This is a genomic window from Vagococcus vulneris, from assembly GCF_003950515.1.
In the GTDB taxonomy this organism is placed as follows: Bacteria; Bacillota; Bacilli; order Lactobacillales; family Vagococcaceae; genus Vagococcus; species Vagococcus vulneris.
Genome location: NZ_NGJS01000003.1, coordinates 13,152 through 35,168, shown reverse-complemented (window position 1 = coordinate 35,168; position 22,017 = coordinate 13,152). Strand labels below are relative to the sequence as shown.

Sequence of the window (22,017 nt, the reverse complement as noted above, 5' to 3'; positions counted from 1 at the left end):
CCTTACTTATAAAAAAAAGTACTGAACCAGTACTTTTTTACATTTTTTAATTGTAGGTCTATTATACCTCATATTTATTAAATATTTCAATAACTAGCCTAACAGCTCCCACTGATAACTCATCGCTGCTAATACATATAAAGGGGCGGTCTCGGCACGTAAAATACGTGGTCCTAAACCACAAAGTGTGCCGTTTCTTTGCATGAGCTGTTCAATTTCTCTTGGCGCAATCCCGCCTTCTGGTCCAAAAATAACTAAGACTCGCTGACCAGGACGACATGTTGTCAGAGCCTCAACAAAGGCAGATTTTTCACCTGTTTTAGCCGATTCTTCATACGCAACCAAAACTTTATCATACGATACCGCAAGTTTCAACAGTTTGGCAAACGTATCTAACAGCTTAACTTTCGGCTGTTGCTGACGATGTGATTGTTCGGCGGCTTCTTTACATATTTTGGATAAGCGTTGTTCTTTTTTTGCTAGCTTCTTACCGTCCCACTTCACTACAGACGTTTGTGCTGGAAAACCAATTAGCTCAGCCATGCCAAGTTCCGTTCCCTTTTGCGCCACTAATTCGAGTTTATCACCTTTTGTATAGCCACAAGCGATGGTTACCTGACACGGCAATTCTTTCTTCATCTCTTCCTTGCTGACTTCCGTCAAAAACGCCGTATCATCAGAAACAGATTGCAATTCAGCAACTACGGTCACCTCATCCGCAAACGACACATAGCACTGGCTACCCGGTGTCATACGCATCACATGAATCGCATGATGAAAGTCTTCCCCAGTCAATTTTATGTTGTCGGTATTCTCATAAAGATCATCTAAAAAATATCGCTGCATCTGTCTACTCCTCGATTTTTTTAGTTAAAATAAAGGCATACCAATCACGTTGTTTAAATGTCTGGTCTACAGCAAAACCGCAAGCTGATACAGCCTCTAAAATCAAATCAACTTTATCTTCAATAATACCCGAAATGATAAAATGTCCGTCATCTTTTAAATTCTTATATGCATCTTCTACCATTAAAATGATAATATCTGCTAAAATATTAGCTACAATCACATCCGCCTGCTTATCAATTCCTGTCAATAAGTTATTAGCGCCGACGTGCACGTCTTTAGCGATAGGATTTAAATCCATGTTTTCTTGAGCGGCTTTAACTGCCACTTCATCTAAGTCGTATGCGTAGACTTCGCCCGCACCAAGATATTTGCTGGCAATACTTAACACCCCTGACCCTGTACCAACATCTATCACTGTCTCTCCGCCGCGCAAAACAACTTCTAGTGCTTGCAGAGTTAGGCGGGTTGTCGGGTGTGTTCCCGTTCCAAAAGCCATGCCAGGATCTAGTGTGATAATGTGCTCATCTGATGAACGCGGCGTATACTCTTGCCAATCGGGGACAATCGTCAAATAACGGCTAATAGCGACCGGATGATAATACTTTTTCCAGGCCGTTGCCCAATCACTCTCAGCAACTTCTTCAATCACCATTTCATTTTTACCAATATCTAAACCAAATGTTGTTAATTCTAAAATACGCTCTTGAATAGTCGGTATTACTTCTGGCAAAAAGATAGTTTCCGGGAAATACGCCATGACCTTTGCACCTTCTTTAAGGTGATCAATTGTCGTGATATCTATTAATTCGCCAAACGGGTCACTTTCAAAATTTTTGATATCCAATGCATCTTCAATCGCAACGCCGTTCGCACCCGACTCCATCATAATATTTGAAATTGCCTCAATAGACTCGCTTGCTGTAAATACTGATACTTGATTCCATTTCATCTCGCTGTTTCCTCTTTTCTAATAGCTTGGATAAGCGGCCATCTCTGTAAATTCCGCTTGATTTATACGTACAGAAAACTCTTCATCATCCCAATGCAACTCAAAGACTTCAATGCTGTCATCAGTTAAAAAGTCTAATAAATCACTCTGACCTTCGACAGCCACTTCAGCCAAATAAGTACTGAACACATCTAAATAGGCTTTAGGCAAGCCTTTTTTCTTATCAAAAGACAGCATAGTCAAATAATCATCTGTGTTAACATCCGGTAATTTCCCATCCATGTAAAACAACACGCTGTCTTGAAATTCAATCACAGCTTCCTCAGACACCACTCCTTCATCATCTTCAATTGCTTCATGATCAGAGTTTTCTGCATATAAAGCAATAATCACTTCAATTGTATGCTGACGTTTATTCCAATCAATAGCAAAATCAATATCGCCTAAAGCCTTTTCCAAGGATGTCTCTAAATATGTTAGTATATTATCTTTTTTCATAGTCTCTCTCATTCTCTTCTGTATTTTCTCTATCATACAAGAGAACTGCCCTTTTGCCAATGACCTGATGTTAGAATCACGGCTCACAAAATGCCCCAACCACATAAACTAATATATATTTTATACATTTTAAATCATAAAATACCTATCAAGTACAACTTGATGCGATATAAACAAAACAAAAGTTATTTAAACTAATATTTTTTATGTTTATTTTATTTTACAAGGGTTTTTGTTTTAAATATCCACTAGATAAGTGTACACTATACATGTAATAAAGATAACGGAGGGTGAAAAACATGAGTGAATTTAACAATCAAATCAACAAATTAGTGAATGAAGCAAAGAAAGAAGTAGACCGTTTAGAAGATAGACGTCAACAAGACTTAAGCGATTCAATTGATTACATTGAAAATGAACTACAACTCCAACGTCTATACGCTAAAATTGAAGCTTACGAAGAAGTACTTGATTTAGCTTAACAAGCTGATAATTATTTAATAAACCGTATCAGATTAATTTCTGATACGGTTTATTTGTTTTATACCATGAGAAGTCGACTCACTTTACTCGCCTCTCTAGGCAAAATCCGTGAACTTAAAATTTATAATTATAAATTCTTTACCGTGCATCATATAAAACTCTCACAACAAAAAAAGGTCCATACAGAAATATCTGTATGAACCTTGGGTAGCTGAAATTTAAGTTCTTTATATCGAATTTTCGTTATTTCTCACGGTTAAATTTAGCTTCAATCCTTTTATCCGGTATTACCCACAGCGAAATCATCAGTAAATTAATAATGCTGATTAACAGCGGATAAATAAAGTATCCTGCAGAAATAGCAATGATATTCACCAATATACTAAACGTCGTCTTTCTTGCCAATGACTTAAAGATAAACAAACTCTCTGCATCACTATATTTTATCGTTGTTTTAACTAACATCAGGTAAATAAAATCAGCTAATAAAATCGTCACGCCATAAAGCAGCTGCGGGATTAGACTAAACAGATGTTCGCTAATCCATGCCGTGGCAAATGGTACCATCGTTAAAGCTAACAAGAAAAAGTGATTGGTCCAAATAATTTTTGTATCAATCTTCGTTGTAATACTAAATAAATGATGGTGATTATTCCAATAAATTGCAACTAGTGAAAAGCTGAAAATATAAACAATTATTTTCTGGCTGATTCCAGCCAAATCATTAAACGAATCACCATTTGGGATGGTTAAGTTTAAAACTAATACGGTAATAACAATTGCGACAATGCCGTCTGAAAAGGCTTCAAGACGATTTTTTGTCATACATTCACACTCCTTCTTAAATTAACTGCTTGATAGCTCAGCAAAAATGATAGACCTAATATATCTAAAATTATTTAATTATTCAACTAATCTTATTTGAAAGTATCTACCACATTCAAAGCTCGACTTAAAAGGTTGGCTTTATATCAATTTAATCAGACAGCTACTTTACTTGTTCAATAAATCAGCGTAATATTACCTTATACATTTCATTTTAGGAGGCGGTTCGCATGATAACTAAACTTTTTAAAACAGTAACTTATGGTAATAGTTTTCCTTTAAAAATTTGTGCTGACGATACTATGGTTTTTCCAAAAAATATTGAGATTAGCGCTCAAGTTGACATGGATACCGGTGAAGTCAAACTTTTATTAACGCAAGAGAATTTAAATAAATTAAAGAAGATAACTAATGATTAGGCCGCTGACTGTCAGGGATGCTGCAGATATATATCTGCTTAACCGAGAACAATTAGGCTATGATCTAACATTACCGCGGACAACTGAAAAACTTACAGCACTATTAACTGATACTCAACACCATTTTCTATTAGGATTTGAAGACACAGCGACTAACCAAATCGTCGGCTACGTCCACGCTGAAGTATATGATACATTATACTCAGATACACTATTCAACGTACTTGCACTTGCTGTTGCAAAATCACACGAAAAACAAGGTATCGGCAAAACACTCATGACAGCTTTAGAACAAGAGGCAATTAATCGAAATTATGAAGGCATTCGCTTAAATTCCAGTGTATCGCGCAAAGAGGCTCACCGCTTTTACGAAGCACTTAACTACGATAATAATAAAGAACAAAAAAGGTTTATCAAACATGTGAAATAAGTTTGATAAACCTTTTTTTCTTTAGTCACTATTTACTAATAGCACATTTCTTAAAAATGACTAACGATAAACAACTCTAAAAATTTCAAAAATAATTATCATATCCCAACTAAACGTATAGCCTATTTGCTTACCAACAGCATCAAAAAATGCTATATGTTTTTCTTGCCATGTTTTTAATGTCAAATCTTCGCCTTCTAATTTGCAGATAGCGTAAGTCATATCTTTAAAGGGAAGTTTTAAAATCTCTGTTGTCTGAATAATACACTGAGGGTTTCCTTCAAAATCTGTAACAATAGAGTAATCACCGACTTGCGGTTCTTTTGTACCAGATACTTGGTACTCAGCTTGTGCCGAACTGGTTGCTGTTTTTTGGCCATCTAACACTAGTTTAAGCAACTCTTCAGCAGACTCCCGACTATTACCAAAATAAAAAGATTCAAAATAGGTTGTTTCTGTCGGAAAATTGTTTGCCTCTAAAAATGTTTGCCAATATTTTTCTATCGTCATCATGATACCTTCTTTTTTATATCTAGTATACATGATTTACTGACTTTATTACCGATAACTAACGTTAAATAAACAGTTTGTTTTTTTACTTCTAAAAAGTAAGCATATTTATTTACTTTTAGTAAGTAACATTTTATACTAGATTCAAGTTAGAGAGTCATCTCTTACTTTTTTTAAAAAATAATATCTCGAATTCGAAATATATTTAAAAGGGGCTTCATTCTATGAACAGAATAGACACAGCATTGCACTCATTTATCGGATTAATGCGAGGCAGTAGTAAATTTGAAAAAATAGTTAAAGATGATGTTGCCTGTTACCAGCTGAATATTACTGAATTTTCTGTCATGGAACTGCTCTTTCATAAGGGAAAACAAACAACTCAAACCATCAAACAGAAGATTTTAATCGCAAGCAGCAGCACGACTTATGTGATTGATCAATTAGAAAAAAAAGGCTATGTTACCCGTCAGATCAGCCAAACCGATAAAAGAGTCACTTTCGTTGATTTATCTAAACAAGGTACACAATTAATGGAACAGATTTTCCCAAAACATGCCCAAGCAATTACCGACTGTTTTGATACCTTTACGGAAGATGAACTGGAACAATTTTTAAAATTATTAGCAAAACTGAATTATCGTCTAGATAGACATTAAATGAAAAGAGGAATTAAGATGAATAAACAAGATAAATTATTAGGTATTCACCACGTTACAGCAATTACGAGTGATGTTAAAAAGAACTACGATTTTTTTACAGAAATTTTAGGTATGCGTTTAGTTAAGAAAACTGTCAATCAAGATGATATTCATACATATCACACTTACTATGCCGATGATTATGGAACACCTGGAACGACTATGACATTCTTTGATTTTCCAAATATTTCAAAAGGTATTAAAGGAACAAATGCTATTACTAGATCTGGTTTCCGTGTACCAAATGATGCAGCGTTAACATATTATAAAGACCGTTTCGATACGTTCAATGTCAGTCACGACGGTATCACTGAGGAATTCGGTGTCAGTGTTTTATCCTTTCAAGACAACGATGGTCAACGTTATCAATTAATTTCTGATGAAAATAATACGGGTATTAAAGCAGGTAAGCCATGGAAAAATGGACCTGTCCCTGAAGAATTTGCTATTTATGGCTTAGGTACTGCTGAGATTACAGTTAGTTACCTTGATCAGCTTAAACCGCTCTTTGAGACAATTTTTTCTTTTAAAGAAATTGCTCAGGAAGGCAACCGCTACTTAATGGAAGTTGATGAAGGTGGCAATGGTGGCAGAGTTATTCTGGTAGATGATTCTGATAAGCCTGATAGTGTCCAGGGATACGGTGAGGTACATCACATTGCCTTTCGTTTGGCAGACCGCTCTTCTTTAAATATTTGGCAAAAACTGTTTGACGACTTAGGATTGCCCAACTCAGGCTACGTTAACCGCTTTTACTTTGAATCTTTATATGTACGAATTGGTCATATTTTAGTTGAATTGGCAACAGACGAACCTGGCTTTATGGAAGACGAACCTTATGAAAGTTTAGGTGAATCACTCGCATTACCGCCTTTCTTAGAGAATAAACGCGATATGATAGAACAAGCAATTAAACCATTTAATACAAAAAGAACGGAGAATTCTAATGAAAACAATTAAAAAAATCCACCACATTTCAGCAATCGTAGGCGATCCAAAAGAAAATATTGCCTTTTATGAAACTATTCTTGGATTGCGTTTAGTTAAACAGACGATTAACTTTGATGATCCGGAAACTTATCATTTATATTACGGTAACTACACAGCAGACCCGGGAACTATCATGACTTTTTTTCCTTGGGACCCAAGTAAAAAAGGACGCGTCGGCAGTGGACAGGGCGGACGAATCGCCTTTCGCATTCCTAAAGGAAGCATGGCTTATTGGAACGAACGTTTGACATCATTCGATATCCCGTTTGACATCAGTCAGTTATTCGGTAAACCAACGATGATGTTTGACGATACTCATGGATTAGCGATTGCTTTAGTGGAATCTGAAACAACTGCTGATAATCCGCAAATCATCGGTTTCCACGGTGCTGCTTTATTATCAAGCCAACCAAAAGATACGATGTTGACATTAAAAGATGACCTAGGTTTAAACATGGTCAGCGAAAACAGCGAAAACTATCATTTAGAAACTACAGGAAATGAAAAACATCAAATTATCATACCAAAAGAAAAATTGCCGCGCGGGATATTCGGTACCGGGACAGTTCATCATATTGCATGGTCAGTACCGACTGACACTGACCATCGTGATTGGCAAACTCATCTTTACGATGAACGCTATAATGTCACTGAAATTAAAGATCGTCAATATTTTAAGGCTATCTACTTTATTGAAAAGGGAAATATTGTCTTCGAATTAGCAACAGACGGACCTGGTTTTACGATTAACGAGCCTGTAGAAAAATTGGGCGAACGTTTGATGCTACCACCACAATATGATTACTTAAGAGCTCAATTAGAAAAAAGTTTACAGCCTTTAAGGGAAGATGACACCTATGATTTCAATTAATCCGCAGGAAATGAGTGAACGGGATAACTACAAATTTTTAATTGGTTCAGTTATCCCTAGACCGGTAGCGGTTATCAACTCGTTATCACGTGAACAGATCTTAAATACCGCTCCTTTCAGCTACTTTAATATTGTGACATCTAATCCGCCGATTCTTTCTGTGGCTATTCAGCGCAAATCCGGTGCCATGAAAGATACTTCTCGCAATATAGTGGAAACAGGTGAAGCTGTTGTCCATATTGCTGATGCCGAAAATATTAATGATATCAATCAAACAGCTGCCAATTTAGGTCCTGAAGAAAGTGAAATTTTAACAACTGAATTAACATTATCTGCTTCAGATATGATTCAAGTACCAATGTTGAACGAACCAAAAATTAAAATGGAGACAACTCTTTTTAAACATATTCCCATAACACTAGGTCAAGACGTTACTGCAGATTTACTGCTGCTGCAAGTAGTAAAATATCATATTGCAGATGACTTATATCAAAACGGACGAATCAATCCTGAATTATTAAATCCTATGAGTCGCTTAGCCGGTAATGATTATGCAGCACTTGGCAAACAACTGACACTAACTAGACCTGAATAAGGAGGCCTGCTATATGAAATATGTTATGCAGCTTGGTCAAAAAGACCAACCAATTTTTATTCTATTACATGGAACTGGCGGAAATGAAGAGTCGCTTTTAGATGTAGGTAAAGCAATCAACAACCGTGCTACTCTAATCGGAATCCGCGGAAATGTTTTAGAAGACAGCTACCCGCGATACTTTAAACGCTTAGAAGAAGGGTTATACGATGAAGCAGACTTAGCTGAACGGGCCGTTGAACTGCATCATTTTATCCAGAAAATCGTGATGGATGTACCTGGAGATAATAAAGACATCGTCTTAATCGGTTACTCCAATGGCGCTAATATCGGAATCCGCCTGCTTTTAGATTATCCCGACAATTATCGTCAGGCTATTCTGTTTCACCCGATGTATCCGGTCGTAGTACCCGAAAAGAATGATCTGCGAAAGACAAAAATCTTTGCCTCAATGGGTACGCAAGACCCGATTGTATCAGTTATCAACAGTCAATATGTTCTAAGTTTATTTAATGAACGACATGCAGCCGTTACTGAAGAATGGACCATCTCTCATCAGCTGACTTATGATGAAGTCACAGCGGCTAAAAATTGGCTAGACCATTTATAAACAAAAATCATCGCTCACATTTTGAGCGATGATTTTTTAGATTAGCGACGAATCCAATTGATCCAAATAAACAACTTTTGTATATTTACGCAGTTGCTCAGCAGATACTTTGTGTGCCACTTCAATTAATGTTAAGTTCGAATTTAATAAATAATCCGACACTTTTTGACTCATTTCGGGATCTAAAGCCGAAGTGATCTCATCAGCCAAGATAGTCGAGCGATGAGACAGCAGTCCGCGTCCGATTTCTAACCGCTGCAATTGACCTCCTGATAAATTGCTGCCGTTCTCACCCACTGGATAGTCAAGACCTTTTTCAGATACAAAGTCTGACATACCGCTGGCTTCAACAGCTGCTTGGATATCTGCCTCAGAATACTCATTACCCATAGTTAAGTTAAATAAAATTGTATTATCAAAGATAAACGGCCGCTGTTTAATCAGCGAGAAACTAGTTTGCAAATTGGTGGTCAGAGTATTTTCGTCATTTACATAGTAGGCCCCTTGAGAGAAGGATGAAAAACCTGCTAATGCTTTCAATAACGTTGACTTGCCATATCCCGATGGTGCTGCTATCAGTACCTTATCGCCTTTTTCAATAGTTAAATCTAGATGGGAAAACAGCTCTTTATCATCAATCGTGATGCCTCCACCCTCAACTTGCAAAAGTTCAATATCAATTGAAGGCATTTTTTCTTGCTCTGTTATTCTGATTTTCCGGATTTTATCCATTGTTTCAGCGGCTGTCTTTCTATCATTTACTGCAGTTACCACAATCAGTAAAGGGTTAATGATAAAATTAGATACTTGTGTAATAGCTAAAAGCGCCCCAACGCTTAACCCACCTTGAATAACTTGATACACACCAAAACCGAACGCACAGCCGAAAACAGCGATACTGGCAACAGAATAGGTTGTTGTTGAGCTTACATTAACAGTGTTATTCATTTTTTTAAGAGCGCCTTCTAACGACACAATTGATTTTTTAAAATCTTTATTCGCTGTAGTTTCCGCACCGTAATTTATAATTGTATCAATTCCTGAAAAATAATCAGTTAATTTCCCCACGTATTTGCCATTTTGCTGCGACCAATTTTCAGAGGTTTTTTTTATTTTTTTAGAAAATAATTTTGTGACTAACGTTGGTACAATTGAGGCTAGAATAAAAGCAATCGTTGTTTTAATATCCAAGAAAAAACTGTAGGAAATGGCAGAGATAAAGACTAAACTATTTTGTAAAATAGTCACTTCGCTTAATAAACCCTTCGTTTCTAATTGCTTCAAATCATTTGTCATTAGTGATATCTGTTCTTTAATCGACTGTTGATTTGCTGGTGATAAAGCTGCTTGAAAAAGTCTTTCTTTAATCGTTGTATTGCACGAATAAATTAATTGATTAGTTGCATAACCAAGTGCCAGCTTAATAGCATAAAAAAATACCAGTCCAGCAATCGTCACCATAATTATTTTCTGTAACTGCTCTATATTGCCTTTTGTCGCAATATTAATATAGCTGCCCATGATATACGCCGAAAAAACGGCACTGAAACTAGACACAATCGATAAACATGCTGTTAAGAAAAAGGCTTTTTTATCGCCATAAGAAAAAATCATCATATTGACAACTCCTTTAATTTCAAACTAATTATTCTATCATTATTTTCTAACAATAAACTCGGTTTATGATATTGTCAAATTATAACGAGAAACATTTAGAAAATTAACACGCTAATGTTTATTTGTAACCAATTGCGATACACATAAAAAAGTGCTGATATCCAACAATAACAGCACTTTTTAAACCTATTATTAACTATTCCTCACGGCAATAACCTTCTACCCTATTTTTACTGTTAAACATATTAAACATCGCCGAACAAGCGGTAAAAATTAGTACAAACGGTGGATATATCCAGGTAACGCCTAAACTTATTACCATAATCACCCACCAAAAAGGATGATTTAATAATTTATAGACTTCCATATTTCGAAAGAGTGATTTTCTTTCCCCTTTGTTATCCCTAATATAGGCCTTGGTCATTTGTACATAAAATACTCCCCACAAAATAAACATCAAATGAAACATTATCGTTGTCAATCCCAAAATTATGAAAAATATTAATTGTCGCACCTGTCCAGGCGGCTAAAACCGGCAGCATTGATAAAGATAGCAGCCACTTTATTGTAGCTATATAAATATGGCGTGTCACCGTCTCTGTTTTGGTCAACATATACTGTTGATTAAACCATGAGGTCGTCACATAAATAAAACTTAATACATACGCAATTAAATACACCACATTCTCATGTAAAAACTCTTTCAAAGAACCGCTGTCCAGCACGTGTATTTCTAACAACATAATAGTCATAACCACCGCAATTGTTCCATCAACAAAACCGCCTAATCGTTCCTTTGATACCATCACACACACCCTATCAAAACATTTAACATCTCTTAGTTTCACTATATACTTCAAAAACAAATAAAGCGAACACTACTATTTAAAAATGTGTATTTTGTTGTTATTCCATAAAAAAGGACGGAACAATGTGTTCCGTCTGTCGTAATTGATTAGTCGTTATTCTCTTTGTTAAATTCACCATCGGCAATTTGCGCCAGTGTATCTCGAGAAGGAATAAAAAATAATTGTCCCGATAAAATAGTTGAAAATGTCAGTAAAAAATCAGACTGGTCCAGCATATTTTTTAACATTCCCTTCGTTATCAGCCAATGTCGTGAATAACCGATAAAATAAGTACCTGTTTTTCCGGATGCCGGATCTGAGAAAGGTACATTCATCCGAATAATTTTTTGTTCTTCTCCATCCTGAATGTATTTAGATGCAACATTATGTGCATTTTTAAATTTATCGTCGTCTTCTAATTCTAAATCTGTAAACTTCTCACGTCCAACGGCTTTTTCTTGTTCTTCATTTTTTAAATGATTCCAAAAATCCATATCGTGACGCCATTTTTGAGCAAATGCATATGAGCCGTTAATAAATGATGCATCTTCATCGCCGATTATCGCATATTCAGCAGAATCTTCGACTGCAGGAGCTTCAGTCCCATCAATAAAACCGATAATCGCCCGACCCTCGAAGTACCGGAACCCCTTGGTCTCATCGACGACTGTTGTTGCTTCTCTTAAAAAACGCATAAATTGAGTTTGAGCTTCGTAGACAACTGCTTCATTTTCAGCACGAATATGAAAAAATAAATCGCCTTCACTAGCCGGCATACTATACTCAGGACCATTTAAAGTAGTATACGTTTCCAGTTCATGTGGTTTAGGACTATTCGGAAATAGATAGTCCCAAGCGGCACTGCTAAAACCAATGGACACTTTTAAATCGGATGCAGTATCACGAATTCGTAAAGACCTGATAATGGCTTGTGATCTATCAGCGAATTCTTGGATGACTTCTTGTTCTTGCTTTTGATTTGTGTGATTTAGTTTTAAAACGGTAAACTGAACATGCTCCCCCACATCTTTCCATACATCTTGTGCTCTACTTGGATTAATTGACATAATTCTACTCCTCCATCATTGTTATTTATATTTAGTTTACTATTTACCCTATATTAATGCAAAAGCGCTTACTTTCAACTTGTAAGCAAAACAAAAAACACGCCGGAGATCCTCCTCCAACGTGTTTACTTCACCTAGACTGACTAATCAACTAATTTAGCATCTTGCAACATTTCTTCTACAAAAGTACCTTTAATTTTTTTCATTTCGTGATGTTCTAAACGACGCATTAACCATGGTACTTTTACGTCCTTTAATTGTTTTTTGTCATTTAAATAATATGAAGCCTTAAGTAATTCGCGGATATCATAAGATGATGCGAATACTTCCGGTACACCACGATCAATGTCTAATAATGTGTACACAGCCTCCATCGCTGTTCTTACAGAATATTCAGTTGTAAACACTGTATCGCGTTCTGTTTCAGCAAAATTACCGATAAATGCTAAGTTTTTTGATCCATCAGGAATAACTAGTGGACGATCACCTAAAGCACGTGGCATAAAGTATGATGTAATATAAGGCATATAAGTCGGTACGACATTACATGATTCTTTAGCTAACTGATCAATTTCATTGACTGGCACACCCATTTGATATAACCATTCTTGGGCGATTTCAGTACCTGTACATTCAGTAATCGGTTTTTTGATGTAATCACCATTTGTATTTGACAGCAAAGCGTATACCCAAACGACTAATTGATCTTTAGGTTGTTTTTTAAAGTGAGGTTGACGGTTTAATGTATAACTCATCTTCCAGCCTGAATCATTCGCATGAACAATCCCTCCTGTAACAACTTTCCCAGCATAAGGATCACGTTTACTGATATTTTCAATATACGGTGCAATCTTTTTATCTAATGTTGTCACAGTAGCTGAAACAAACCAAGCTGCATCTGGAATACCGTCACAGAATTTTTCAGGTCGGCCAAATTCAGGGCTTTGAGATGCCAAGTTTTTCCATAAATTCCAACTCCCACCTAAATCTTTAGAAACAGGTGCAGGTGTATCATTATCACCATAAGTAGAACTTTCAGTAATAGAACCATTTGTAACAAAAACTAAATCATTCTCAGATAACTTCACGTTTTCATCTTTACCGTTGACTTTCAATTTTAGCGTTTCTGCCACTTTCTTGCCGCCATCCATATTAACTAAAATATTTTCAACCTTAGTATCGTATTGAACAGTGACACCGTGGTCTTGTAAATAAGAGATTAGCGGTAATACCAATGATTCATATTGATTATATTTAGTAAACTTCAATGATGAGAAGTCTGCCAATGCGTCGATATGGTGGATAAAACGCATTAGGTAACGACGCATTTCCATTGCTGAATGCCATGTTTCAAAAGCAAACATCGTGCACCAATAAGTCCAAAAATTAGATTCAAAAAATTCTTTTGAGAAAACTTCATCAATACGTTTATCTTGTAAGTTTTCTTCTTTAGTTAAACATAAATCTAAAATTTCTTTAACAGCCTTTTCAGTTAATAATAACTGACCATCTGTGTCTAATTGTTTTCCTTGTTCATGAATAATTCGGCAATGTGAAGAATTTGGATCTTCTTTGTTAAGCCAATAAAATTCATCTAAAACTGATGCATCTTTAACTTCAAGTGATGGAATTGAACGGAATAAATCCCACAAACATTCAAAGTGAGCTTCCATTTCACGGCCGCCACGAATAACAAAGCCATAATTGTTTTTATCAATACCATCTAATGATCCGCCGGCAATCGGTAATTCTTCTAAAATAGTAATTTTTTCTCCCGGCACTTGGCCATCTCTAATTAAAAAAGCGGATGCTGCTAATGATGCCAATCCTGACCCTACCATATACACGTGATTCACTTGATCAGCCTTAGCTGGTTTCATTGGTCTTGCAAATGCTTCATAATTTCCATTACTTCTATACATAATTCTGCCTCCATTTATTGCTCGAATTTTGTAACGTAATACACTTGTATTATATACGTCACGACTTTTTTTTACAAACAAAAACACTATTTCTGTGTTCTTTTATATATTAATCTAGAACCTTTAGTTCTGAATTGTTTTTTTTGTCTTTTTACGTGACATGTTTTGCCATGAGCAAAAACCATCAGCGAATATGTTATACTAGAGCTACATTTAAGGAGGATTCATAATGCAAAAACCCTTAGCTTACCGCATGCGTCCAACTACAATTGACGATGTTGTTGGTCAGCAGCACCTTGTAGGTCCAGGTAAAATTATTCGACGCATGGTTGATGCCAACAGATTATCTTCAATGATTTTGTATGGTCCTCCAGGGACTGGTAAAACAAGCATCGCCAGTGCAATTGCTGGCTCGACAAAATTTGCTTTTCGTACGCTGAACGCTGCAACTGACAGTAAAAAGGATCTGCAAGTTGTGGTAGAAGAAGCCAAAATGAGTGGAACTGTCATTTTACTAATGGATGAAATCCATCGTTTGGATAAACCGAAACAAGATTTTTTACTGCCTCACTTAGAAAACGGACGTGTCATTTTAATTGGCGCAACCACTGAAAATCCGTATATAACAATCAATCCAGCCATTCGCAGCCGTACACAAATCTTTGAAGTAAAGCCATTAACAGAGGAAGATATTGCGGCTGCCGTTAATCGAGCCTTAACCGATACAGTAAACGGATTAGGTACACTACCACTCGAACTTGATGAAGCTGCTGAACTGCAGCTCACACGAGCAACGAACGGAGACTTGCGCAGTGCATTAAACGGATTGGAACTAGCAGCTATGTCAACTCAGCCTGATTCTGAGGGGATTATCCGTTTGACACTACCAATTATGGAAGAATGTGTTCAAAAAAAAGCTCTTTCCCATGATAAAGACGGAGACGCACATTACGATGTCATCTCCGCGTTTCAAAAATCGATACGTGGCAGTGATGTTGATGCAGCGTTACACTACTTGGCTAGATTAGTGGAAGCTGGTGAATTAGTCATCGCTTGTCGTCGACTGCTAGTTATTGCTTATGAAGATATCGGTTTAGCTAACCCTGGGGCCAGCAGCCGTACCGTCTTGGCTGTACAAGCAGCCGAAAAACTTGGACTACCTGAAGCGCGCATCCCACTAGCAGAAGCAGTTATTGATTTATGCCTATCACCAAAATCGAATTCTAGTGTTGAAAGTATCGACCGCGCATTAGCTGATATTCACAATGGAAAATTTGGAGAGGTCCCAAGTCATTTAAAGGATGGTCATTATCAAGGGGCTAAAGAATTAGGTCGAAGCATTGGTTATCAATACCCACATAGTTTCACTAACGGTTGGGTCAAACAGCAATACCTACCTGATAAATTAGTCGGTACACACTACTACATACCAAAATTGACAGGAAAGTATGAAAATGTTTTGGCACAACAATATGATAAGATAAATCAAGCACGAAAAAATTAAAATTTATTATAGACCATGAGTATTAATTGATGAATAGTTTATCGTGTGTTAGTATTAATACATAAGATATCTGCGATGTTCGCCGAGTGTTTAATAGTGTTGACCGAACAAATCATTACACATTGGGAATCTAAGTATCGCTATGGGAAAACATGCCTTTTCTCTTGGTAGTTTGATCTAGTAATCAGGATTCCCACCTGCATATACAGCGGGTTCAACCTCACAACACTCATAACGGCATCTGCGGATATTCTTTTTTTATGCAAAAAATGATAAATAATTATATAGGAGTGGCTTAACTTGATTCAGTTATTAATCCTTATCCTAGCCTTATGTTTATTAGGAATAGGTTGGTATATGAAAAGGCATCAGCATGATTTGCTTATCCTATTCACCCAAAGTAACACTAAGACAATTAAAGCTTTTTATCAGACTTTCTTCACCCTAGGGATTATTGGTATTCCACTTGGAATTTTCATCACATCTCGCATAATTTCCTTAATTTATGTTATTATAATATTAGTTATCTCTGCTGTTTTTGGTATCAATTTAGCTAAAAACTGGAAATAACTGATGAAGAAAGGGTGTTTAATATGTTGAATGAATACAAAAAAATCCTTGTGGCAGTCGACGGATCTAACGAAGCAGAGTTCGCCTTTAAAAAAGCTGCACAAGTCGCTAAAAGGAATAATGCCGAACTAATTATTGCTCATATCATTGATATTCGTGCATTTGAATCTGTCTCTTCTTTTGATGAATCACTGGCTGAAGAAGCAGCAAATATCGCCAAAGAGACATTAGATTCTTACATCAACTATGCTAAAGAAATCGGTGTTAATCAAGCAGAGTATATTATCGAGTATGGTTCACCAAAGATTTTAATTGCCAAAGAACTTCAACAAGAACACGATATCGACCTTATCTTACTTGGAGCGACAGGTTTAAATACTGTAGAACGAATTTTAATCGGCTCTGTATCCAGTTACGTTGCCCGTCACGCCCATTGTGATGTTTTAATTGTACGAACTGATTTAGACAATCATCTGCTTCAAAAAAGAACAAAAAAATAATTTTTAAAAGCCTGTCGTACTCTCTGAGCTGCAGGTTTTTTTGTTTACAAAAAAAGAAGTGCCCGAAAGACACTTCTTTTAAATAGTCATTATTTTTGTAATGCTTGTACGTCACGAGCAATCATTAATTCTTCATCTGTTGGGATTAAGAATACTTTTACTTTTGAATCAGCTGTTGAAATTTCAACTTCTTTACCGCGAACATTATTTTTTTCTCTATCAATTTCACAGCCAAACCAAGTTAAACCATGAATAACGTTCTCACGCATCTCAATATCATTTTCCCCGATACCTGCTGTAAAGACAATAGCGTCAACACCGTTCATTGTTGCAGCATAACTTCCGATATACTTACGCACACGGTCTTCAAAAATTTCAATAGCTACTTTCGCATCTTTATTTGTTTCTTCTGCTGCTAACAAATCACGCATATCACTTGAAATTCCCGATAAGCCGAATAGTCCAGATTTTTTATTTAAGATGTCAATCATATCTTTAATATCGGTTAAATTTAATTTTTCCATTAAGTACGGTAATAATGATGCATCAATATCACCTGAACGAGTTCCCATAGTCAAACCTGCTAACGGAGTGAAGCCCATTGACGTATCCACTGATTTACCGCCATCAACTGCTGTAACAGAAGCACCATTGCCTAAATGACAGGTAATAATTTTTGTTTCTTCAATTGGTTTACCTAGTAATTCAGCAGCACGTTTTGAAACAAAACGGTGGCTTGTTCCGTGCGCACCGTACTTACGTGCAGCAAATTTTTCATAATACTCTTTTGGAATACTGTATAAATAGTTTACTTCTGGCATTGTTGTATGGAATGATGTATCAAATACACCAACATTTAATGTATCTGGTAATAGTTTTTGGAAAACACGAATAACTTTTGCTTCTGCAGGGTTATGTAATGGTGCAAACTCTGCTAATTCATCAACCAATTTTAATGCGGCATCATCAATGATTGCTGATTCTTTAAAGTGTTCGCCACCAGCAACAATACGGTGTCCAGCACCTGTGATTTCTTCTAATGATTCAATAATTTTTAATTCTGTTAATTGATCCAGTAGCATATGAATAGCAATTTCATGATCTTCAATATCTTTAATAACTTCGTATTTTTCACCACTACCATATTTAATAGTGAAAATAGAGTCGTTTAAACCGATTCTTTCGACGATTCCTTTTGCCACAACAACCTCTTCCGGCATTGTGTATAATTGCCATTTTAAACTTGAACTTCCCGCATTAACTGCAATTGTTTTAGACATTTCTTATTCTCCCTCAACTAGTATGTTTTTTTCTCGCCATGAGCGAAATTGATTAATAAAGGAAATAACCGCTTGATTTTCCTTTAATGACGGCAATTCAGCCAGCAAAATTTCTTGGGCTTGAGCAGCTGTTTTACCTGGATTTTGAATAATAATTATTGATTTGCTCGTATCTTTATTTTTAAACAGTACAGCCGGTAGCTGCAAGACTGCTTGTAAATAAACATCTTTCAACAACCAATTTTTTAGTTCACCTGCTTGATCAGTCTCTAAAAAATTAGTCGGTACTAAGAAGACACCGAAACCATCTGCTTTTACATGCGCCATCGCTTGTTCCATTAATAAATGATGCGCATATGTGTGTCCTGATTGCGCCGCCACTTTATATGCTGCTGCACGCTCATCATCTGGATAGAAACCGACTGGTAAATCTGCTATAGCAAAATCAACCGGATCAATCAGCAATGGGTGCAAACTATCTTGGTGAATCAGTTCAGTATCTAATTCACACCAGTCTCTATTGACAGAACCAATACTCAACAATGTTTCATCCGCATCGACACCATAACTCTTTGTCTGATAACCAGCTAATGCCAAATTAGTCATAATGGTATAAAGCAGATTGCCTGTACCCACTACTGGATCAAAAAGAGTTAGGCTCTTTTTATCAGCTGCCAGCTGTTCCAACAGATATACAAACAAAAAACCTATTCCATCAGGAGTTAATTGATGGTTTGGCTGGATTTTTTCTTCTTTCAGTCCTTGTAATAAAACAAGTTGTGTCACTTTTCGTTTATCTTCGGCCGTTAATGACAAGCTGTTAAGTCGTTGATAAACCGCTTCTATTGCTGCTGTTTCTTCTTTTGTTGGTACATTATCAATCACTCGAACACTCTGCTGATCAAGATAATTTTCTTGATTCTCAATATACGCATCAAAAAAAGACGTGTCTAGTGCTTCTTGTAACGCTCCAACTGATTCACAAATTAATTGAAAGCCTTTTTCGATATCAGTTTGAGACACACCTGTCACCTCTTCCATCCCATAATAACAAAAGTCCTTTACTGTTTTATTTTAGCGAATGAAAACGAATAATTCAAGGTTTAAAATACAGAAAAAGAATAAGAAAATATTTTCTTATTCTTGTGAATTTATTCTAATTTTTTTCATAATCACGAAATCATTGTTTAATGTAGCCGTAATCTGAACAATTCCTTCAGTATCGAGCTGTTTCATTTCGATTTTACCAATATTATAAACAACAGCAGATTTCTGTACTAATTTATCTTGCTGGACTTCTGCTCTTTGCTCCGCAAGAGCGATTAAACACATAGCTTGATAATAATTTTCCATATCCCGATAAAACTTCTGGCGCGCAATACTTCCTTCAATCAAAAATAAATACAGTGTACTCAGCAGTATCAATAGCAACAGCATACCTAAAAAAATACCGCCCTGATGGTTATTCTGTATACAAGTAAAACGTATGCGTTTCTTTTTCATTCGTCTTAACCTCCGCCTGCACCGCATCATCCAATCGACTAAATGTGACTTCCTCGATATTCATCATTAAATAATGCTGTCCTTGTTTCCGACGAATTGTCTTATTTTCAGCATAATAACTGATGACTATTTTTTCTTCTTTTAGCTTTTCATTTTCTTTAAGAAGGTTCTTATTAATCAATTCTATTTGTGCTTTATTTGATGAGGCAATTGGATTCCCGTAAACGATATTCTGCAGTTGAATTTTCCCTAGCTCATAGTCAATGTCAGTTCGACGTAGCATCCGCTGTTTAAATTGCGGAATTTGTTTAACCAAAGGTACTGTAAATAACAGGCTGATTGTAAGAATCAACAAAGCCAATAAACAGTCGAATAGTGTAAACCCTTGATTATTCTTCATAAATCACTAATTTCCGGTTCAACTGGCTGATTTCAAGTGCCTTTGGTGTCAGCTGCTTGATCTGAATACTTTCTCGCTGCTTGATTGAATCGACCACATCTGTTTTTCTTTGTAATTTTATTAAATCATAGGCATGAGCAGCCAACTTTGCCTGCTTTATTTGCTCTTCTTCATGATGAATTTGACCCGTGACTGCTAAACTCAGTAGTCCTAAATAAACAACCAACGCACTAAACGCTACTAAGGCCTCAAATAAGATATAACCTTGATAATTAGTTTTTCTCATTTTGTCTCACTAACTTTCCGCTGCCGATTTGTGTTTTATAAATAATATCTTCATTTTTTATTGTATCTCTAAAAACAAACTTATGAATTGTTTTTGGAGCTCCTGAACCTGATAAATCAATTACCGATCCAGCTTCTTTAATAAATAATGTTGTTGGAAATTTTAAAATTGTTTCTTTAGTTTTACTGCTACTTGGTTGTCCATGTAATCGGTATCTAAAAAAAATTGTCTGTTCTCCTTTAAAATCAACGTGTATAGCTGTTGATCTACCCGTGACAATCGCATGATATTGTGTTCGGTAATAATTTCGTTCAAACTGCTGCAACGTATGTTCGTTAGTTAATTGCTCTGACCAGCCCGAGAGCATAAATAACGGACACAGTAAGAAAAAAGTGCTGACTACCAAAACTACCAACAATTCAATTAAAGTAAACCCTTGATATTTGTCATTCATATTTAGTTGTTATTCTTTTCTGTTTGGTTCAATAGGTGCTTCAGTGTTTTTAGTATCTTTAGGCAATACTATTTTGTGTTCATCAGCTTTTTTAAATTGTTCTTCTGTTAAGTAGCCTGCAGTTTGCAAAGCAGATAAACTTTCAGGATATTTTTTTGTGTCCATAAAATACATTTCTGCTTGTGTTTCAATCACCTTTTCCAGACCTGCACGCTCATTTTTAACAATTTGTTGACGATGTTTCATTAGATTAGGTACAAATAATAATAATAAAACGGCAATAATGAATAAAACAACCAACATTTCCAACAAAGTAAATGCTTCATAACGCTTTTTCTTAATTTCCATCATCCAGTAAGTCCCTCCATTCCCTGATAAATCGGTAGCAACAGCCCTGCATAAACCGAAACAATCAACAATGCAATAAGCAGGAAAGATATGGGTTGAAACCATACCATGCTTCTTTCAATTCGTTGAATATACTGGTACCAAGCGGCCTGACCATATATGACCAATTCTTGACCTAACTGCCCTTTCATCTCACCATGTTGAATAATTAATGACAGCTCCGGTGTTAAAAACTGCCAGTCCCTCATTGCCCGTCTAATAGAGTAGCCTTGTTCTAAACGGTGTTTTATCTGCACTGACATTGCCTGCATTAACGGAGTATATCCGGTACCCTCCATAATGACGACTATCTCGCGAAACTCCATCCCCATTAACAAGAGCTGTCCCCATTCTGTTGCAAATAAAGAAGTATGATATTCTTTTAAATACAAGCCGATGATAGGCAAACGACAGAATAAATTAGTACTACGAATTGGATCTGTATGCTTTACATAGTAGCGAATCACTCCGATACTTAACAAACCGAGGATAGCACAACCACCCATGATATACGGCAAGTACTCAATAAACATCAAACCGATATTTGTCGACTGCTTACCCGCGTATAAACTTGAGAGTTGTGGTAGAATGAACCAACGTAGTCCTAACATCATGCCAATCAAAAAAGTGACTAATAGCAATGGATACGTCAGTGTTTTTTTCATTTTATCTTTTTGTTGCTGTACATCCTTTAAATAGGTCGCAATCCGCTCTAATGTCTGAGGAAATTCACCATGAATTTCGGCAAATTGTAGTTGTGCGGTTTCCCTATTTTGAAAGCCGATACGCTTTAAGCAGACACTCAACGGATAGCCGTGGCCCAACTGCCGTCTGACGCTAATCAACTCTTTTTTCCGCTTGGGCTGAATCGTTTCAATAAACACCAAACTTTTTTCAAGTGTAAAACCACTCAACAGCAACTCACTTAAGAAGCAGATCAGCTTTAGCC

The 22,017-nt window shown here is 36.2% G+C and carries 28 protein-coding genes and 1 other RNA gene; 12 read left to right on the top strand and 17 right to left on the bottom strand.

All coding sequences use genetic code 11. The annotated features are described in order from the left end of the window. Nucleotides 1-93: 93 nt before the first annotated feature. From CBF37_RS03265 to CBF37_RS03255, 3 genes are read right to left on the bottom strand one after another with little or no spacing between them, the layout of a single operon-like run. Nucleotides 94-846, bottom strand: coding sequence for a 16S rRNA (uracil(1498)-N(3))-methyltransferase (locus tag CBF37_RS03265; RefSeq protein WP_125983292.1), 753 nt, complete (start codon nucleotides 844-846; stop codon nucleotides 94-96). A 4-nt stretch (nucleotides 847-850) separates the two neighbouring features. Next, entirely contained in the window at nucleotides 851-1,798 is a 948-nt protein-coding gene (prmA, locus tag CBF37_RS03260; protein WP_125983291.1) for a 50S ribosomal protein L11 methyltransferase, read from the bottom strand. A gap of 18 nt (nucleotides 1,799-1,816) precedes the next feature. Continuing rightward, a complete protein-coding gene (locus tag CBF37_RS03255) occupies nucleotides 1,817-2,332 on the bottom strand; it encodes a DUF3013 family protein (RefSeq protein WP_165866621.1) in 516 nt (171 codons plus the stop codon). Nucleotides 2,333-2,595: 263 nt separating this feature from the next. On the opposite strand from CBF37_RS03255, the gene CBF37_RS03250 reads away from it, so the two are divergent. Then, the gene (locus CBF37_RS03250; RefSeq protein WP_125983289.1) at nucleotides 2,596-2,778 is read left to right on the top strand and encodes a hypothetical protein; all 183 of its coding nucleotides are present in this window, start codon (nucleotides 2,596-2,598) and stop codon (nucleotides 2,776-2,778) included. Between the two features lie 244 nt (nucleotides 2,779-3,022). On the opposite strand, the gene CBF37_RS03245 is transcribed toward CBF37_RS03250, so the two are convergent. Continuing rightward, the gene (locus tag CBF37_RS03245; protein WP_125983288.1) at nucleotides 3,023-3,604 is read right to left on the bottom strand and encodes a TMEM175 family protein; all 582 of its coding nucleotides are present in this window, start codon (nucleotides 3,602-3,604) and stop codon (nucleotides 3,023-3,025) included. 230 nt (nucleotides 3,605-3,834) lie between these two features. Here CBF37_RS03245 and CBF37_RS03240 point away from each other — a divergent pair, with 230 nt between their 5' ends. Both CBF37_RS03240 and CBF37_RS03235 read left to right on the top strand, forming a co-directional pair. Beyond that, nucleotides 3,835-4,023: a hypothetical protein gene (locus CBF37_RS03240; RefSeq protein ID WP_125983287.1), complete on the top strand. Its 189-nt coding sequence runs from the start codon at nucleotides 3,835-3,837 to the stop codon at nucleotides 4,021-4,023. After that, on the top strand, nucleotides 4,016-4,453 hold the full coding sequence (locus CBF37_RS03235; RefSeq protein WP_125983286.1) for a GNAT family N-acetyltransferase: 438 nt from the start codon (nucleotides 4,016-4,018) through the stop codon (nucleotides 4,451-4,453). The genes CBF37_RS03240 and CBF37_RS03235 overlap by 8 nt, the downstream gene beginning before the upstream one ends. Before the next feature lie 60 nt (nucleotides 4,454-4,513). On the opposite strand, the gene CBF37_RS03230 is transcribed toward CBF37_RS03235, so the two are convergent. Beyond that, on the bottom strand, nucleotides 4,514-4,963 hold the full coding sequence (locus tag CBF37_RS03230) for an ASCH domain-containing protein (RefSeq protein ID WP_125983285.1): 450 nt from the start codon (nucleotides 4,961-4,963) through the stop codon (nucleotides 4,514-4,516). 224 nt (nucleotides 4,964-5,187) lie between these two features. Here CBF37_RS03230 and CBF37_RS03225 point away from each other — a divergent pair, with 224 nt between their 5' ends. From CBF37_RS03225 to CBF37_RS03205, 5 genes are read left to right on the top strand one after another with little or no spacing between them, the layout of a single operon-like run. Continuing rightward, the gene (locus CBF37_RS03225) at nucleotides 5,188-5,622 is read left to right on the top strand and encodes a MarR family winged helix-turn-helix transcriptional regulator (RefSeq protein ID WP_125983284.1); all 435 of its coding nucleotides are present in this window, start codon (nucleotides 5,188-5,190) and stop codon (nucleotides 5,620-5,622) included. 18 nt (nucleotides 5,623-5,640) lie between these two features. Further along, nucleotides 5,641-6,624 carry a ring-cleaving dioxygenase gene (locus CBF37_RS03220; protein ID WP_125983283.1) on the top strand — a complete coding sequence of 328 codons (984 nt, stop codon included), beginning with the start codon at nucleotides 5,641-5,643 and terminating at the stop codon, nucleotides 6,622-6,624. Then, a complete protein-coding gene (locus tag CBF37_RS03215) occupies nucleotides 6,611-7,525 on the top strand; it encodes a VOC family protein (protein WP_125983282.1) in 915 nt (304 codons plus the stop codon). Before CBF37_RS03220 ends, CBF37_RS03215 begins: the two co-directional genes overlap by 14 nt. Further along, complete coding sequence (locus tag CBF37_RS03210; RefSeq protein ID WP_125983281.1) at nucleotides 7,512-8,120, top strand: flavin reductase family protein; 609 nt, start codon at nucleotides 7,512-7,514, stop codon at nucleotides 8,118-8,120. The genes CBF37_RS03215 and CBF37_RS03210 overlap by 14 nt, the downstream gene beginning before the upstream one ends. Nucleotides 8,121-8,133: 13 nt before the next feature. Next, nucleotides 8,134-8,730: an alpha/beta hydrolase gene (locus CBF37_RS03205; protein ID WP_125983280.1), complete on the top strand. Its 597-nt coding sequence runs from the start codon at nucleotides 8,134-8,136 to the stop codon at nucleotides 8,728-8,730. 36 nt (nucleotides 8,731-8,766) lie between these two features. On the opposite strand, the gene CBF37_RS03200 is transcribed toward CBF37_RS03205, so the two are convergent. From CBF37_RS03200 to CBF37_RS03185, 4 genes are all read right to left on the bottom strand, one after another. Then, complete coding sequence (locus CBF37_RS03200) at nucleotides 8,767-10,347, bottom strand: ABC transporter transmembrane domain-containing protein (RefSeq protein WP_125983279.1); 1,581 nt, start codon at nucleotides 10,345-10,347, stop codon at nucleotides 8,767-8,769. A 404-nt stretch (nucleotides 10,348-10,751) separates the two neighbouring features. Beyond that, nucleotides 10,752-11,153, bottom strand: a complete 402-nt coding sequence (locus CBF37_RS03195) for a TMEM175 family protein (protein ID WP_240626652.1) — start codon at nucleotides 11,151-11,153, stop codon at nucleotides 10,752-10,754. 149 nt (nucleotides 11,154-11,302) lie between these two features. After that, a complete protein-coding gene (locus CBF37_RS03190; RefSeq protein ID WP_125983278.1) occupies nucleotides 11,303-12,262 on the bottom strand; it encodes a Dyp-type peroxidase in 960 nt (319 codons plus the stop codon). A 143-nt stretch (nucleotides 12,263-12,405) separates the two neighbouring features. Then, the gene (locus CBF37_RS03185; RefSeq protein ID WP_125983277.1) at nucleotides 12,406-14,184 is read right to left on the bottom strand and encodes an oleate hydratase; all 1,779 of its coding nucleotides are present in this window, start codon (nucleotides 14,182-14,184) and stop codon (nucleotides 12,406-12,408) included. Between the two features lie 229 nt (nucleotides 14,185-14,413). Between CBF37_RS03185 and CBF37_RS03180 the strand changes: the two genes are divergently transcribed. From CBF37_RS03180 to CBF37_RS03165, 4 genes are all read left to right on the top strand, one after another. Further along, nucleotides 14,414-15,688 (top strand): replication-associated recombination protein A, encoded by a 1,275-nt coding sequence (locus tag CBF37_RS03180; protein ID WP_125983276.1) that lies wholly within the window; start codon nucleotides 14,414-14,416, stop codon nucleotides 15,686-15,688. 64 nt (nucleotides 15,689-15,752) lie between these two features. Further along, nucleotides 15,753-15,942, top strand: a non-coding RNA gene (gene ssrS / locus CBF37_RS03175) — 6S RNA. Nucleotides 15,943-15,988: 46 nt separating this feature from the next. Further along, nucleotides 15,989-16,258 (top strand): hypothetical protein, encoded by a 270-nt coding sequence (locus CBF37_RS03170; RefSeq protein WP_125983275.1) that lies wholly within the window; start codon nucleotides 15,989-15,991, stop codon nucleotides 16,256-16,258. A gap of 23 nt (nucleotides 16,259-16,281) precedes the next feature. Next, nucleotides 16,282-16,758 (top strand): universal stress protein, encoded by a 477-nt coding sequence (locus CBF37_RS03165; RefSeq protein WP_125983274.1) that lies wholly within the window; start codon nucleotides 16,282-16,284, stop codon nucleotides 16,756-16,758. A gap of 89 nt (nucleotides 16,759-16,847) precedes the next feature. On the opposite strand, the gene CBF37_RS03160 is transcribed toward CBF37_RS03165, so the two are convergent. From CBF37_RS03160 to comGB, 8 genes are all read right to left on the bottom strand, one after another. Then, nucleotides 16,848-18,038, bottom strand: coding sequence for an acetate/propionate family kinase (locus CBF37_RS03160; protein WP_125983273.1), 1,191 nt, complete (start codon nucleotides 18,036-18,038; stop codon nucleotides 16,848-16,850). A 3-nt stretch (nucleotides 18,039-18,041) separates the two neighbouring features. After that, nucleotides 18,042-19,079 (bottom strand): class I SAM-dependent methyltransferase, encoded by a 1,038-nt coding sequence (locus tag CBF37_RS03155; protein ID WP_125983272.1) that lies wholly within the window; start codon nucleotides 19,077-19,079, stop codon nucleotides 18,042-18,044. Nucleotides 19,080-19,175: 96 nt separating this feature from the next. Beyond that, complete coding sequence (locus CBF37_RS03150; RefSeq protein WP_125983271.1) at nucleotides 19,176-19,541, bottom strand: hypothetical protein; 366 nt, start codon at nucleotides 19,539-19,541, stop codon at nucleotides 19,176-19,178. Then, nucleotides 19,501-19,941: a hypothetical protein gene (locus CBF37_RS03145; protein ID WP_125983270.1), complete on the bottom strand. Its 441-nt coding sequence runs from the start codon at nucleotides 19,939-19,941 to the stop codon at nucleotides 19,501-19,503. Before CBF37_RS03145 ends, CBF37_RS03150 begins: the two co-directional genes overlap by 41 nt. Beyond that, nucleotides 19,931-20,227 carry a hypothetical protein gene (locus CBF37_RS03140; protein ID WP_125983269.1) on the bottom strand — a complete coding sequence of 99 codons (297 nt, stop codon included), beginning with the start codon at nucleotides 20,225-20,227 and terminating at the stop codon, nucleotides 19,931-19,933. Before CBF37_RS03140 ends, CBF37_RS03145 begins: the two co-directional genes overlap by 11 nt. Next, nucleotides 20,214-20,681: a competence type IV pilus minor pilin ComGD gene (gene comGD / locus CBF37_RS03135; RefSeq protein WP_125983268.1), complete on the bottom strand. Its 468-nt coding sequence runs from the start codon at nucleotides 20,679-20,681 to the stop codon at nucleotides 20,214-20,216. The genes CBF37_RS03140 and comGD overlap by 14 nt, the downstream gene beginning before the upstream one ends. A gap of 9 nt (nucleotides 20,682-20,690) precedes the next feature. Beyond that, nucleotides 20,691-21,032, bottom strand: a complete 342-nt coding sequence (gene comGC, locus CBF37_RS03130) for a competence type IV pilus major pilin ComGC (RefSeq protein ID WP_125983267.1) — start codon at nucleotides 21,030-21,032, stop codon at nucleotides 20,691-20,693. Then, nucleotides 21,029-22,009 (bottom strand): competence type IV pilus assembly protein ComGB, encoded by a 981-nt coding sequence (comGB, locus tag CBF37_RS03125; protein WP_276309131.1) that lies wholly within the window; start codon nucleotides 22,007-22,009, stop codon nucleotides 21,029-21,031. Before comGB ends, comGC begins: the two co-directional genes overlap by 4 nt. Nucleotides 22,010-22,017 lie beyond the last annotated feature (8 nt).

Coding starts and splice junctions, on each gene's coding strand:
- CBF37_RS03160 (WP_125983273.1), bottom strand. CDS start 18,038: ATGTCTAAAACAATTGCAGTTAATGCGGGAAGTTCAAGTTTAAAATGG.
- CBF37_RS03215 (WP_125983282.1), top strand. CDS start 6,611: ATGAAAACAATTAAAAAAATCCACCACATTTCAGCAATCGTAGGCGAT.
- CBF37_RS03235 (WP_125983286.1), top strand. CDS start 4,016: ATGATTAGGCCGCTGACTGTCAGGGATGCTGCAGATATATATCTGCTT.
- CBF37_RS03180 (WP_125983276.1), top strand. CDS start 14,414: ATGCAAAAACCCTTAGCTTACCGCATGCGTCCAACTACAATTGACGAT.
- CBF37_RS03165 (WP_125983274.1), top strand. CDS start 16,282: ATGTTGAATGAATACAAAAAAATCCTTGTGGCAGTCGACGGATCTAAC.
- CBF37_RS03210 (WP_125983281.1), top strand. CDS start 7,512: ATGATTTCAATTAATCCGCAGGAAATGAGTGAACGGGATAACTACAAA.
- CBF37_RS03185 (WP_125983277.1), bottom strand. CDS start 14,184: ATGTATAGAAGTAATGGAAATTATGAAGCATTTGCAAGACCAATGAAA.
- CBF37_RS03140 (WP_125983269.1), bottom strand. CDS start 20,227: ATGAGAAAAACTAATTATCAAGGTTATATCTTATTTGAGGCCTTAGTA.
- CBF37_RS03220 (WP_125983283.1), top strand. CDS start 5,641: ATGAATAAACAAGATAAATTATTAGGTATTCACCACGTTACAGCAATT.
- CBF37_RS03145 (WP_125983270.1), bottom strand. CDS start 19,941: ATGAAGAATAATCAAGGGTTTACACTATTCGACTGTTTATTGGCTTTG.
- CBF37_RS03150 (WP_125983271.1), bottom strand. CDS start 19,541: ATGAAAAAGAAACGCATACGTTTTACTTGTATACAGAATAACCATCAG.
- CBF37_RS03240 (WP_125983287.1), top strand. CDS start 3,835: ATGATAACTAAACTTTTTAAAACAGTAACTTATGGTAATAGTTTTCCT.
- CBF37_RS03195 (WP_240626652.1), bottom strand. CDS start 11,153: ATGGTATCAAAGGAACGATTAGGCGGTTTTGTTGATGGAACAATTGCG.
- CBF37_RS03230 (WP_125983285.1), bottom strand. CDS start 4,963: ATGACGATAGAAAAATATTGGCAAACATTTTTAGAGGCAAACAATTTT.
- prmA (WP_125983291.1), bottom strand. CDS start 1,798: ATGAAATGGAATCAAGTATCAGTATTTACAGCAAGCGAGTCTATTGAG.
- CBF37_RS03225 (WP_125983284.1), top strand. CDS start 5,188: ATGAACAGAATAGACACAGCATTGCACTCATTTATCGGATTAATGCGA.
- CBF37_RS03250 (WP_125983289.1), top strand. CDS start 2,596: ATGAGTGAATTTAACAATCAAATCAACAAATTAGTGAATGAAGCAAAG.
- CBF37_RS03255 (WP_165866621.1), bottom strand. CDS start 2,332: ATGATAGAGAAAATACAGAAGAGAATGAGAGAGACTATGAAAAAAGAT.
- CBF37_RS03190 (WP_125983278.1), bottom strand. CDS start 12,262: ATGTCAATTAATCCAAGTAGAGCACAAGATGTATGGAAAGATGTGGGG.
- CBF37_RS03155 (WP_125983272.1), bottom strand. CDS start 19,079: ATGGAAGAGGTGACAGGTGTGTCTCAAACTGATATCGAAAAAGGCTTT.
- comGC (WP_125983267.1), bottom strand. CDS start 21,032: ATGATGGAAATTAAGAAAAAGCGTTATGAAGCATTTACTTTGTTGGAA.
- CBF37_RS03265 (WP_125983292.1), bottom strand. CDS start 846: ATGCAGCGATATTTTTTAGATGATCTTTATGAGAATACCGACAACATA.
- CBF37_RS03245 (WP_125983288.1), bottom strand. CDS start 3,604: ATGACAAAAAATCGTCTTGAAGCCTTTTCAGACGGCATTGTCGCAATT.
- CBF37_RS03200 (WP_125983279.1), bottom strand. CDS start 10,347: ATGATGATTTTTTCTTATGGCGATAAAAAAGCCTTTTTCTTAACAGCA.
- comGD (WP_125983268.1), bottom strand. CDS start 20,681: ATGAATGACAAATATCAAGGGTTTACTTTAATTGAATTGTTGGTAGTT.
- CBF37_RS03205 (WP_125983280.1), top strand. CDS start 8,134: ATGAAATATGTTATGCAGCTTGGTCAAAAAGACCAACCAATTTTTATT.